The following is a 12,690-nucleotide window of genomic DNA, read 5'->3' on the forward strand; positions in this document are numbered from 1 at the left end:
CACCCCTCAGCTGACCGGGCCGCCGAAGGCCTCGATACGGTCACCGTCAGCCAGCTTCACGATCGCCCGCTTGGTCGCCTTGCGCTGACCGAAGCCGGTCTTGGTGCGCTTGCGCTTGCCCTGGCGGTTGAGCGTGTTGACCGTCAGGACGCGGACGTCGAAGATCTGCTGGATAGCGATCTTGATCTCGGTCTTGTTCGCGTCCGGGTGCACCAGGAAGGTGTACCAGTTCCGGTTCAGCTCGCTGTAGCTCTTCTCCGAGACGACCGGCGCCACAATGATGTCGCGCGGGTCGGCGATCGTGCTCACTTGCCACCCTCCTCGGTGGTCTCGGCGGGCACGCCCAGGAACTCGTCCAGGGCGTCCTTGGTGAAGACCACGTCGTCGGCCACCAGCACGTCGTACGTGTTCAGCTGGCCGGACTCGATCAGGTGCACCCGCGGCTCGTTGCGCAGCGACACCCAGTTCAGCTCGTCGGTGCTGCTCAGCACGACGAGAACCCGACGGGCCTCGGTGAGCGTGGTCAACGTGGCCAGTGCGGCCTTGGTCGACGGCTTCTCGCCCGAGACGAACGCCTCGACGACGTGCACCTGCCCGGCGCGGGCCCGGTCCGAGAGGGCACCGCGGAGTGCGGCGGCCTTCATCTTCTTCGGGGTCCGCTGGCTGTAGTCGCGCGGCACGGGACCGTGCACCACGCCACCGCCGGCGAACTGCGGCGCGCGGATCGAGCCCTGCCGGGCGCGACCGGTGCCCTTCTGCTTGTACGGCTTCTTGCCGCCACCGGCGACCTCGCCGCGGGTCTTGGTCTTGTGCGTGCCCTGTCGGGCCGCCGCGAGCTGGGCCACCACGACCTGGTGCATCAGCGCGACGTTGGCCTGCACGTCGAAGATGTCAGCCGGCAGCTCGACGGAGCCGCTGGTGCTGCCTTCGACGGTGCGCACGTCAACGGTGGTCACTTGGCCGCACCGCCCTTCTTCACCTTGCTCTTGGCCGCGGTACGGACCAGAACCAGCGCGCCCTTGGGACCAGGAATGGCACCCCGGACGAGCAGCAGGTTGTTCTCGGTGTCGACCGCCTGGACGGTGAGGTTCTGCACGGTGTAGCGCACGCCACCCATGCGGCCGGCCATCCGGGTGCCCTTGAAGACACGACCCGGAGTGGCGCAGGCGCCGATGGAGCCCGGCGAGCGGTGCTTGCGCTCGACGCCGTGACCGGCACCCAGGCCGTGGAAGCCGTGCCGCTTCATCGGGCCGGCGTAGCCCTTGCCCTTGGTCTTGCCGGTGACGTCGATCGTGACGCCTGCCGGGAACTCCTCGACCGTGACCTCCTGGCCCAGCGAGTATTCCCCGGCGTCCGTGGTGCGCAGCTCGACGATGTGCCGGCGCGGCGCCACGTCCGCCTTCGCGTAGTGCCCGCTGATCGGCTTCTTGACCTTGCGCGGGTCGATCGTGCCGTACGCCAGCTGGACCGCGGAGTAACCGTCCTTCTCGGCGCTACGAACCTGGCTGATGACGCACGGGCCGGCCTCGACCACGGTCACGGGAACAACCTTGTTGTTGTCCCAGACCTGGGTCATGCCGAGCTTGGCGCCCAGGATCCCCTTGACTTGCCTGTCCATTTGTCCGGTCCCTACAGCTTGATCTCGATGTCGACGCCAGCCGGCAGGTCGAGGCGCATGAGCGAGTCGACCGTCTTCGGGGTCGGGTCGATGATGTCGATCAGCCGCTTGTGCGTGCGCATCTCGAAGTGCTCGCGCGAGTCCTTGTACTTGTGCGGCGAGCGGATAACGCAGAAACGGTTGATCTCCGTGGGCAGCGGCACCGGGCCCGCGACCTGCGCCCCGGTGCGCGTCACCGTCTCGACGATCTTCCGAGCCGAGGAGTCGACGACCTCGTGGTCATAGGCCTTGAGCCGGATGCGGATCTTCTGTCCCGCCATGGTGGCTTCTGTTCCTTCTCTCGATGCCGCTGTGTTGCGGGCGCCTGTACCGGCTGGCACAGGCCCACTTCGCCGACCCCCGCGGTCGGGCGTGTCGCGCCCTCGGGCCGGGCTCCGCCCCGTGGTTCCGGAGTGGTGCTGACCGCGCGGTGGGTCAAGGCGCCGATCGCATTACCGCGACCTGAACGCCGTGCGAGGGTGGTTGGCGACTGGGCCGCCAACCACCCCACGCTCGACTGTCTCGCCACCCGGAGGTTCAGCGAAAGCCGAACACAGGCGACGAACTGTCGTTACGCAACCTGACTAGTATGCCGCACGACCGGCGGCGGGTCTAATCGGGGTTACCTAGCTCACTTGATGATCTTGGTGACGAACCCGGCGCCGACGGTGCGGCCACCCTCGCGGATCGCGAACTTGAGGTTCTCCTCCATGGCGATGGGCTGGATCAGCTTCACCGACATGGTGGTGTTGTCGCCCGGCATGACCATCTCGGTGCCCTCGGGGAGGGTGACGACACCGGTGACGTCCGTGGTCCGGAAGTAGAACTGCGGACGGTAGTTCTGGAAGAACGGGGTGTGCCGGCCGCCCTCCTCCTTGGAGAGGATGTAGACCGTCGCCTCGAACTCCGTGTGCGGGGTCGTGGTGCCCGGCTTGACGACCACCATGCCGCGCTCGACGTCCTCGCGCTTGATGCCACGCAGCAGCAGACCGACGTTCTCGCCCGCGCGGGCCTCGTCGAGCAGCTTGCGGAACATCTCGATGCCGGTGCAGACCGTCTTCTGCGACTTCTCGCGGATACCGACGATCTCCACCTCCTCGTTCGGCTTGAGGATGCCGCGCTCGGCGCGACCCGTGACGACGGTGCCACGACCGGTGATCGTGAAGACGTCCTCGATCGGCATGAGGAACGGCCGCTCGGTCTCACGCTCCGGCTGCGGGATCGCGGTGTCGACCGCGGTCATCAGGTCCAGGAGCTTGCCGGTCCACTCGGGGTCACCCTCGAGGGCCTTCAGCGCCGAAACCCGGACGACCGGCAGGTCGTCACCCGGGTACTCCTGCGAGGAGAGCAGCTCACGGACCTCGAGCTCGACGAGCTCCAGGAGCTCCTCGTCGTCGACCATGTCGCTCTTGTTGAGCGCCACGACGATGTACGGCACACCAACCTGGCGAGCCAGCAGCACGTGCTCGCGGGTCTGCGGCATCGGGCCGTCGGTCGCCGCGACCACCAGGATCGCGCCGTCCATCTGCGCGGCACCGGTGATCATGTTCTTGATGTAGTCCGCGTGGCCGGGGCAGTCGACGTGCGCGTAGTGCCGCGCCTCGGTCTGGTACTCGACGTGCGCGATCGAGATCGTGATGCCGCGGGCCTTCTCCTCCGGCGCCTTGTCGATCTCGTCGAACGGCGTGTAGGGGTTCAGGTCCGGGAACTGGTCGTGCAGGACCTTGGTGATGGCCGCCGTCAGCGTCGTCTTACCGTGGTCGATGTGACCAATGGTGCCGATGTTGACGTGCGGCTTAGTCCGCTCGAACTTAGCCTTCGCCACTGGTGTCCTCCTGTGGACTTCTTGGTTCGTACGCCCGGCGCGCCGGTCGGCGCTTAGGACTCTGTCGACAGCCTTTCCGGCCGAACGGCCGGAGAGCTTTTGTGGGTTCTGCGGCGATGAAGCCTACAGGCCCGGTCTCACGCAATCCGATCGTGGTGGCCGCGGGCGGGTGAAACCACCCGCGACCGACCACGAATCACCTGCTCAGGGCGTTACTCGCCCGTTGCCTTGGCGATGATCTCCTTCGCGACGCTCTGCGGAACCTCGGCGTAGGAGTCGAACTGCATGCTGTAGCTAGCCCGGCCCTGGGTCTTCGACCGCAGGTCGCCGACGTAGCCGAACATCTCCGACAACGGCACCAGAGCCCGGACGATGCGGGCGCCGCTGCGCTCCTCCATCGCCTGGATGATGCCGCGGCGGGAGTTGAGGTCACCGATGACGTCACCCATGTTCTCCTCAGGAGTGGTGACTTCAACGGCCATCATCGGCTCGAGCAGTGCGGGGTCGGCCTTGCGGGCCGCGTCCTTCATCACCATCGAGCCGGCGATCTTGAATGCCATTTCCGACGAGTCGACCTCGTGGTACTGGCCGTCCAGCAGGGTCAGCTTCACGCCGACCAGCGGGAAGCCCGCCAGGATGCCGTACTGCAGCGCGTCCTGCGCACCGGCGTCCACCGAGGGGATGAACTCCCGGGGGATGCGGCCGCCGCTGACGGCGTTGGCGAACTCGTAGGTCGGCGAGTCGTTGTCCAGCGGAAGCGGCTCGACGCTCACGATGACGCGGGCGTACTGGCCGGAACCACCGGTCTGCTTCTTGTGGGTGTACTCGACCTTGTCCACCTTGCGGCGGATGGTCTCGCGGTACGCCACCTGCGGCTTGCCGACGTTGGCCTCGACGTTGAACTCGCGGCGCATCCGGTCGACCAGGATGTCCAGGTGCAGCTCACCCATGCCGGAGATGACCGTCTGACCGGTCTCCTCGTCCAGCTGGACGCGGAAGGTCGGGTCCTCCTCGGCCAGGCGCTGGATGGCGGTGCCCAGCTTCTCCTGGTCGGACTTGGTCTTCGGCTCGATCGCCACCGAGATGACCGGCTCCGGGAAGGTCATCGACTCCAGGATGACCGGGTTCGCCGGGTCGGAGAGCGTGTCGCCGGTGGTGGTCTGCTTGAGACCCTGCACGGCGATGATGTCGCCGGCCTGCGCCGACGGACGCTCTTCCCGCTTGTTGGCGTGCATCTGGTAGATCTTGCCGATGCGCTCCTTGCGGTCCTTGGTGGAGTTGACCACCTGGGAACCGGAATCGAGCGTGCCGGAGTAGACCCGGACGTAGGTGAGCTTGCCCAGGTGCTTGTCCGTCTGGATCTTGAAGGCCAGGCCGGAGAAGGGCTCCGAGTTGGACGGCTTACGCAGCAGCGGGGTCTCGCCGTCGGTGGCCGTACCCTCGATCGCCGGAACGTCCAGCGGCGACGGCAGGAAGTCGACCACGGCGTCGAGCATGGGCTGGACGCCCTTGTTCTTGAACGCCGAGCCGCAGAGCACCGGGTTGGCCTTGCCGGCGATGGTGGCACGCCGGATGGCGGCCTTGATCTCCTCGACGGAGACCTCTTCGCCCTCCAGGTACTTCTCCATCACCGAGTCGTCGACGTCGGCGAGGGTCTCCATCAGCTTCTCGCGCCACTCGGCAGCGGAGTCGGCCAGGTCGGCCGGGATCTCCTCAACCGCGTAGTCCTCACCCTTCTGAGTCTCCCCACGCCAGGTGAGGGCGCGCATGCCGATCAGGTCGACGACACCGATGTGGTCGCCCTCGAGCCCGATCGGGATCTGGAGCACCAGCGGGGTGGCGTTCAGCCGGTCGATCATCATCTGCACGCAGCGGAAGAAGTCGGCGCCGGTCCGGTCGAGCTTGTTGACGAAGCACATGCGCGGGACGTTGTACTTGTCGGCCTGCCGCCAGACGTTCTCCGTCTGCGGCTCCACGCCGGCGACACCGTCGTAAACCGCGACCGCACCATCCAGGACACGCAGCGACCGCTCGACCTCGACCGTGAAGTCGACGTGACCAGGCGTGTCGATGATCTGGATCGTGTGGCCCTTCCACTCACACTTGGTAGCAGCGGAGGTGATGGTGATACCACGCTCCTGCTCCTGCTCCATCCAGTCCATGACGGCAGCGCCCTCGTGGACCTCACCGATCTTGTACGTGATGCCGGTGTAGAACAGGATTCGCTCGGTGGTCGTGGTCTTACCGGCATCGATGTGCGCCATGATGCCGATGTTGCGTACCTTGGCGAGCGCGTCTGCGGCGGCCACTTCAATCCCTACTTATCGTCGTCTCGACTCAACTGGTGGCGGTTCCGGCGCCCGGAGGCGCCGGAACCAGGGTGTTACCAGCGGTAGTGCGCGAAGGCCTTGTTCGACTCGGCCATCTTGTGCGTGTCCTCGCGCCGCTTGACGGCGGCACCGAGGCCGTTGCTCGCGTCCAGCAGCTCGTTCATCAGCCGCTCGACCATGGTCTTCTCGCGCCGGGCGCGGGAGTAGGTGACCAGCCAGCGCAGGCCCAGGGTGGTCGCCCGGGTGGGGCGGACCTCGACCGGAACCTGGTAGGTGGCGCCACCGACACGACGGCTGCGCACCTCGAGGGTCGGCTTGACGTTGTCCATCGCCCGCTTGAGGGTGACGACCGGGTCGGTGCCGGACTTCTCGCGGCAGCCCTCGAGGGCCGCGTACACGATCGACTCGGCGAGCTGACGCTTGCCGCGCAGCAGGATCTTGTTCACCAGCTGGGTGACCAGCGGCGAGTTGTACACCGGGTCAGCGACCAGTGGCCGCCGCGGAGCGGGTCCCTTACGCGGCATGTCAGCTCTTCTCCTTCTTCGCGCCGTAACGGCTGCGCGCCTGCTTGCGGTTGCGGACACCCTGGGTGTCCAGCGAGCCGCGGACGATCTTGTAACGCACGCCGGGGAGGTCCTTCACCCGGCCGCCGCGAACGAGCACGATCGAGTGCTCCTGCAGGTTGTGACCGACGCCCGGGATGTAGGCGGTCACCTCGATCTGGCTGCTGAGCTTCACACGAGCGACCTTGCGCAGCGCCGAGTTCGGCTTCTTCGGGGTGGTGGTGTACACGCGGGTGCACACGCCGCGCCGCTGGGGGGACCCCTTGAGCGCCGGGGTCTTGGTCTTGGTCGTCTTGGCCTGACGGCCCTTTCGGACCAGCTGCTGGATGGTGGGCACCGGGTTTCTCCGCTCCCTTCGGCCGCTGTACGCGGCCGCGCCGTCTGCTCGTTAGCCGGCCTGATGACCGGCTCTCCTACATTCCGACCAGGGCCACCTTGCGGAGGCCCCGGCACCCGCGGTCGGGCGTGTCGCCCAGCTCACGGTCCCGGTTCGGACGCTTTCGCAGGCGTACCGGGTTTTCTGTCACCGGCACGCGGATCGCCCCGCCCCGGATCTCTGGCTTGTCGTGCCGCCGTCCGGACTCCGGATCCAGCGCACGCACGAGTTGCCCGGGCACGCCCGGGCACAAGGGGAAAGAGTACCTACCACAGCCGCCCAGGTCAAAACGGAATGGGTCGGCGACCGTCTCACACTCGCCGGCCGGATCTCGTCCCGCCTCGTCGCCCGCGATGGGCACCTACGGACACAAGTGTACCGGCTTCCCCGCCGGACCACCCGTCGCCCCCGGGCAGGCACCGCAGACCCGGCGCACGGCCTCACGTCAGGGTGATCAGCAACGCCAGACCCAGACCCAGCAGGCTGAGCACCGCACCCGCCGCGCCGCAGCTGATGCCCGCCACCGCCAGCCCTCGCCCGGTGAACCGTACCGCCGACGGCGCGGCCGGTCGGCCGATCTGCCGCCGACCGAGCAGACCGGTGACGATCGCCGCCACCCCCGCCAGCACCCCCAGAACGGTGAAGGCGCCGGAGGCCCAGACGCCGCCGTCGTCTGCGAAGGCCACCCCGAAGCAGATCACCAGGAGCGAGACCAGGATCGACGCGATGCCCGCCACCAGCGCCCCGGTCGCCAGTCCGGAGGTGACCGGCGGCACGTCCAGGTACACCACGCCGAACGGCGTGCCGGGCACCGCCTCCACCCGCTTCGGCGGCCGCCGCTGATCGTCGGTGGGCGGCGGCACCGGTCGGGCGGGAGCCACGCCCCACCCGGGCGGCTGGCCCTGCGCCGGCTGGCCCTGCGCCGGGTGGCCCCAACCCGCTGGCGCGCCGGGCCCCGATGGCGGCTGACCCCAGCCGGGCGGCACACCAACCCCCGCCGGCGGGTGCCCCCAACCCCCGGGCGCACCAGGCCCGGACGACGGCTGACCCCAGCCCGACGGCGCGGCAGGCCCCGACGGCTGACCCCAGCCCGACGGCGGCTGACCCCAGGCGTGCGGCAGCGGCGCCCCGGAAGCGGGATGGGGCTGGCCGTGTCCGGGCGGATAGACCCCGCCCCACTCGGCCGTGGGCGGACCCCATCCGGGCGGGGGCGGCGCACCCCAACCCGACGGCGGCGTACCCGGATCGGGGACGTCGGCGGGCGGGGCGGGCGGCCCGTTCGGACTTGGTTGGGCCCGCTCGTCCGGGCCGGAGGGGGCCGGGCTCGCGGCCGGCGCGTCAGGATGCCCCGCCGGCTCGTCCGCCGGGGGCCGCGCCGGTTCCGTCACGAGGTCCTCCTGTCGACAGGGCCGCCGTCGCCGCGCGGCGGACACCGGCCAGGCTACCGCCGGAAGCGGCGCCGTCCGCGCTGGGCGTGGCCGGTGAAACGGTCAGTCCATGTTCGCCGGGTAGTCGTGGCCGAACGGCGTGTCAGCCAGCCGGACCACCCCGATCACCACGGCGACGACCACGGTGACCGCGACCAGCGCCAGGCCGGTCCAGGCCAACCGCTCCCCCCGCCGCAGCCAGACGCCGCCGGTCAGGAAACCCCCCGAGGCGTACGCCTCCCGGCGGGCCTGCCGGGCCAGTTGCAGCGCCACCGTCGCCGGCACCACCCCGCCGATGAAGAGCCCGGTCAACATGCCGAGCAGCCCCAGCGCGAAGACCGCCCGCGCCTTCGTGGCACGGGCCGGGTCCGGATCCAGCGGGTGGCGCAGGCCCTGAGACGCGACGGACACCTGTCCGGGTGCGGTCGTCATGCCTCCATCATGCCCAACCCGGTCGACGGCCGGGTCGGTCCGGACACGACGAGGCCCCCGGCAGGTGCCGGGGGCCTCGTCGGTGTCGGTGCTTAGCGGTACGACCCGAAGTCGAAGTCGTCCAGCGGCACAGCCTGCCCGCTGGCCGGCCCGAACCCGTAATCGGTCTCCGGGTAGCCGGTCATCGAGTAGACCTTGGCCTTGGCCTCCTCGGTCGGCTCGACCCGGACGTTGCGGTACTTGCTGATGCCCGTACCGGCCGGGATGAGCTTACCGATGATCACGTTCTCCTTGAGGCCGACCAGCGAGTCGCTGCGCGAGTTGATCGCAGCGTCGGTCAGCACCCGGGTGGTCTCCTGGAAGGAGGCCGCGGAGAGCCAGGAGTCGGTGGCCAGCGAGGCCTTGGTGATACCCATCAGCACCGGACGGCCGGCGGCGGGCTCGCCACCCTCCGACACGAGCCGGCGGTTCTCCGACTCGAACAGCGCCCGGTCGACCAGCACACCCGGCAGGAACTCGGTCGAGCCGGAGTCGATGACCGTCACCCGCTTGAGCATCTGGCGGATGATGATCTCGATGTGCTTGTCGTGGATGAGCACACCCTGCGAGCGGTAGACCTCCTGGACCTCACTGGTCAGGTGGACCTGGACCGCCCGCGGACCCATGATCCGCAGAAGCTCGTGCGGGTCGATGGTGCCCTCGGTCAGCTTCTCGCCGACCGCGACGTGACCGCCGTCGTGGGTCCGGAGCTTGACCCGCTTCGAGATCTTGTCGTAGACGATCTCTTCGCTGCCGTCGTCCGGCACCACGATGATCTTGCGCGAGCGCTCGCCGTCCTCGATCCGGATCCGACCCGGGGTGTCGGCGATGGGCGCCTTACCCTTCGGGACCCGAGCCTCGAAGATTTCCTGGACACGCGGCAGACCCTGGGTGATGTCCTCACCCGCGACACCACCGGTGTGGAAGGTACGCATCGTCAGCTGCGTACCCGGCTCGCCGATGGACTGGGCGGCGATGATGCCGACAGCCTCACCGATGTCGACCGACTTGCCGGTCGGCAGCGAACGGCCGTAGCAGGCCGCGCAGACGCCCAGCTTCGACTCGCAGGTGAGCACGCTGCGCACCCGGACCGTCTCCACGCCAGCGGCGACGATCTTGTCGACCCCGATGGAGTTGATGTCCTGGCCGCGCTCGGCCACCACGGTGCCGTCCGGCCCCTTGATGTCGTCGGCCAGGGTCCGGGCGTGCACGCTGGTCTCGGCGTGGGTGTGAATGACGAGCTTGCCGTCCAGCTTCTCGCCGATCTGCATCGGGATCGCCCGGTCGGTGCCGCAGTCCTCCTCGCGGATGATCACGTCCTGGGAGACGTCCACCAGACGACGGGTCAGGTAACCCGAGTCGGCGGTCCGCAGCGCGGTGTCGGCGAGACCCTTACGGGCACCGTGCGTGGAGATGAAGTACTCCAGCACGGACAGACCCTCCCGGTAGCTGGCCTTGATCGGCCGCGGGATGATCTCGCCCTTCGGGTTGGCCACCAGACCACGGATCGCCGCGATCTGCCGGAGCTGGAGCAGGTTACCGCGGGCACCCGAGTTGATCATCACCCACAGGGGGTTCTCCTGCGGCAGCGCGGTGTCCATCTCCTTGGCGACCTCGTTGGTCGCCTTGGTCCAGATCTCGATGAGCTCGCCGCGACGCTCCTCGGCGGTCATCAGACCACGCTGGTACTGCTTGTCGATCCGGTCGGCTTCCTTCTCGTACTTCGCCAGGATCTCCGCCTTGCGCGGCGGAGCGATGACGTCCTCCATGCCGATCGTCACGCCGGACCAGGTGGCCCAGTGGAAACCGGCCTCCTTGAGCCCGTCCAGGGTGGCGGCCAGCGCCACCTTGGGGAAGCGCTCGGCGAGGTCGTTGACGATCGCGGAGAGCTGACCCTTGCGGATCTCGTAGTTCACGAAGCGGTAGCCCTGCGGCAGCGTCTCGTTGAACAGCACCCGGCCCAGGGTGGTCTCCACGGTCAGCGGGTCACCCTCGACCCAGCCCTCCGGGGCGGTCCACGCCTCGGCGCCGGTGCCGTTGTCGACGCCGACCACGCCACGCAGGCGGATCTTCACCGGCGCCTGCAGGCCCAGCTCACCGTTGTCGAAGGCCATCTGCGCCTCGGCGTCCGAGCTGAACACCCGGCCCTCGCCCTTCTCACCGGGGGTGAGGTGGGTGAGGTAGTACAGACCGATGACCATGTCCTGCGTGGGCATGGTGACCGGCTTGCCGTCGGCCGGCTTGAGGATGTTGTTCGACGACAGCATCAGGATCCGCGCCTCGGCCTGGGCCTCGGCGGACAGCGGCACGTGCACCGCCATCTGGTCACCGTCGAAGTCGGCGTTGAACGCGGTGCAGACCAGCGGGTGGATCTGGATCGCCTTGCCCTCGACCAGCTGCGGCTCGAAGGCCTGGATGCCCAGACGGTGCAGGGTCGGCGCCCGGTTGAGCAGCACCGGGTGCTCGCCGATGACCTCTTCCAGCACGTCCCACACGACCGGGCGCTGACGCTCGACCATCCGCTTGGCGGACTTGATGTTCTGCGCGTGGTTGAGGTCCACCAGCCGCTTCATCACGAACGGCTTGAACAGCTCCAGCGCCATCTGCTTGGGCAGACCACACTGGTGCAGCTTGAGCTTCGGGCCGACCACGATGACCGAACGGCCCGAGTAGTCGACGCGCTTGCCCAGCAGGTTCTGGCGGAACCGGCCCTGCTTGCCCTTGAGCATGTCGGACAGCGACTTGAGCGGGCGGTTGCCCGGGCCGGTGACCGGCCGGCCGCGACGGCCATTGTCGAACAGCGCGTCGACGGCCTCCTGGAGCATCCGCTTCTCGTTGTTGACGATGATCTCGGGCGCGCCGAGGTCGATCAGCCGCTTGAGGCGGTTGTTCCGGTTGATCACACGCCGGTACAGGTCGTTGAGGTCCGAGGTCGCGAAGCGGCCACCGTCGAGCTGCACCATCGGGCGCAGGTCCGGCGGGATGACCGGGACGCAGTCCAGCACCATGCCGAGCGGCGAGTTGCGGGTGTTCAGGAACGCCGCGACGACCTTGAGTCGCTTGAGCGCCCGGATCTTCCGCTGACCCTTGCCGGACCGGATGGTCTCCCGCAGGCTCTCGGCCTCGGCGTCGAGGTCCATGTTCTGGACCAGCGCCTTGATCGCCTCCGCGCCCATCGAACCGGTGAAGTACTCACCGAACCGGTCGCGCAGCTCGCGGTAGAGCAGCTCGTCGGTGACCAGCTGCTTCGGCTCCAGCTTGCGGAAGGTGTCCAGCACCTCGTCCAGGCGGTCGATCTCGCGCTGGGCCCGGTCGCGGATCTGGCGCATCTCGCGCTCTCCGCCCTCCTTGACCTTGCGCCGGACGTCCGCCTTGGCACCCTCGGCCTCCAGCTCGGCCAGGTCGGCCTCGAGCTTGGCGGCCCGCTTCTCGATCTCCGAGTCGCGGCTGTTCTCGGACTGCCGCTTCTCGGCCAGGATCTCGTTCTCGATCGTCGAGAGGTCACGGTGACGCGACTCGGCGTCCACGCTCGTCACGACGTACGAGGCGAAGTAGATGATCTTCTCGAGGTCCTTGGGGGCGAGGTCCAGCAGGTAGCCCAGCCGACTCGGAACGCCCTTGAAGTACCAGATGTGGGTCACCGGAGCGGCGAGCTCGATGTGCCCCATCCGCTCACGACGGACCTTGGAGCGAGTCACCTCGACGCCGCAGCGCTCACAGATGATGCCCTTGAACCGGACGCGCTTGTACTTACCGCAGTAGCACTCCCAGTCCCGCTGCGGACCGAAGATCTTCTCGCAGAAGAGTCCGTCCTTCTCCGGCTTCAGGGTGCGGTAGTTGATCGTCTCAGGCTTCTTGACCTCGCCGTGCGACCACTGACGGATGTCGTCGGCGGTGGCGAGACCAATGCGCAGCTCGTCGAAGAAGTTGACGTCGAGCACTCTGTCCCCTATGTCGTCGTCTGTACTGCTAATTCTCGGGTGGGGTCGGGGGCCGGCGAGCCGGCCCCCCACAGCGCACCACAGACCACATAGAACCAGC

Annotated in this window: 11 protein-coding genes; all 11 read right to left on the reverse strand. The window is 68.3% G+C overall.

Features of this window, described 5'->3' with window-relative positions; genetic code table 11:
* Window positions 1–6 precede the first annotated feature (6 nt).
* On the reverse strand, window positions 7–309 hold the full coding sequence (gene rplW, locus ABZU46_RS17025) for a 50S ribosomal protein L23 (protein WP_088998352.1): 303 nt from the start codon (window positions 307–309) through the stop codon (window positions 7–9).
* Window positions 306–956 (reverse strand): 50S ribosomal protein L4, encoded by a 651-nt coding sequence (rplD, locus tag ABZU46_RS17030; RefSeq protein ID WP_354858661.1) that lies wholly within the window; start codon window positions 954–956, stop codon window positions 306–308. The genes rplW and rplD overlap by 4 nt, the downstream gene beginning before the upstream one ends.
* On the reverse strand, window positions 953–1,618 hold the full coding sequence (gene rplC, locus ABZU46_RS17035; protein WP_354823900.1) for a 50S ribosomal protein L3: 666 nt from the start codon (window positions 1,616–1,618) through the stop codon (window positions 953–955). The genes rplD and rplC overlap by 4 nt, the downstream gene beginning before the upstream one ends.
* Window positions 1,619–1,629: 11 nt before the next feature.
* Window positions 1,630–1,938 carry a 30S ribosomal protein S10 gene (gene rpsJ, locus ABZU46_RS17040; protein WP_007073037.1) on the reverse strand — a complete coding sequence of 103 codons (309 nt, stop codon included), beginning with the start codon at window positions 1,936–1,938 and terminating at the stop codon, window positions 1,630–1,632.
* Window positions 1,939–2,288: 350 nt separating this feature from the next.
* Entirely contained in the window at window positions 2,289–3,482 is a 1,194-nt protein-coding gene (gene tuf / locus ABZU46_RS17045) for an elongation factor Tu (protein ID WP_007465313.1), read from the reverse strand.
* Between the two features lie 212 nt (window positions 3,483–3,694).
* Entirely contained in the window at window positions 3,695–5,791 is a 2,097-nt protein-coding gene (fusA, locus tag ABZU46_RS17050) for an elongation factor G (RefSeq protein WP_354858664.1), read from the reverse strand.
* A 74-nt stretch (window positions 5,792–5,865) separates the two neighbouring features.
* A complete protein-coding gene (gene rpsG / locus ABZU46_RS17055) occupies window positions 5,866–6,336 on the reverse strand; it encodes a 30S ribosomal protein S7 (RefSeq protein ID WP_007465317.1) in 471 nt (156 codons plus the stop codon).
* A gap of 1 nt (window position 6,337) precedes the next feature.
* Window positions 6,338–6,712 carry a 30S ribosomal protein S12 gene (gene rpsL, locus ABZU46_RS17060; protein ID WP_007465318.1) on the reverse strand — a complete coding sequence of 125 codons (375 nt, stop codon included), beginning with the start codon at window positions 6,710–6,712 and terminating at the stop codon, window positions 6,338–6,340.
* 479 nt (window positions 6,713–7,191) lie between these two features.
* Window positions 7,192–7,572 (reverse strand): hypothetical protein, encoded by a 381-nt coding sequence (locus ABZU46_RS17065; protein ID WP_354858671.1) that lies wholly within the window; start codon window positions 7,570–7,572, stop codon window positions 7,192–7,194.
* A 669-nt stretch (window positions 7,573–8,241) separates the two neighbouring features.
* Window positions 8,242–8,610: a hypothetical protein gene (locus tag ABZU46_RS17070; RefSeq protein WP_354858666.1), complete on the reverse strand. Its 369-nt coding sequence runs from the start codon at window positions 8,608–8,610 to the stop codon at window positions 8,242–8,244.
* 92 nt (window positions 8,611–8,702) lie between these two features.
* Window positions 8,703–12,590: a DNA-directed RNA polymerase subunit beta' gene (locus ABZU46_RS17075; RefSeq protein WP_354858669.1), complete on the reverse strand. Its 3,888-nt coding sequence runs from the start codon at window positions 12,588–12,590 to the stop codon at window positions 8,703–8,705.
* Between the last annotated feature and the right edge of the window lie 100 nt (window positions 12,591–12,690).

The sequence above is a fragment of the Micromonospora sp. NPDC005197 genome, from assembly GCF_040608295.1.
Classification (GTDB): domain Bacteria; phylum Actinomycetota; class Actinomycetes; order Mycobacteriales; family Micromonosporaceae; genus Micromonospora.

What these genes read in the sequence shown, in the direction of transcription:
- rplC (WP_354823900.1), bottom strand. Translation starts at nt 1,618, where the DNA reads ATGGACAGGCAAGTCAAGGGGATCCTGGGCGCCAAGCTCGGCATGACC.
- rpsG (WP_007465317.1), bottom strand. Translation starts at nt 6,336, where the DNA reads ATGCCGCGTAAGGGACCCGCTCCGCGGCGGCCACTGGTCGCTGACCCG.
- rpsJ (WP_007073037.1), bottom strand. Translation starts at nt 1,938, where the DNA reads ATGGCGGGACAGAAGATCCGCATCCGGCTCAAGGCCTATGACCACGAG.
- ABZU46_RS17070 (WP_354858666.1), bottom strand. Translation starts at nt 8,610, where the DNA reads ATGACGACCGCACCCGGACAGGTGTCCGTCGCGTCTCAGGGCCTGCGC.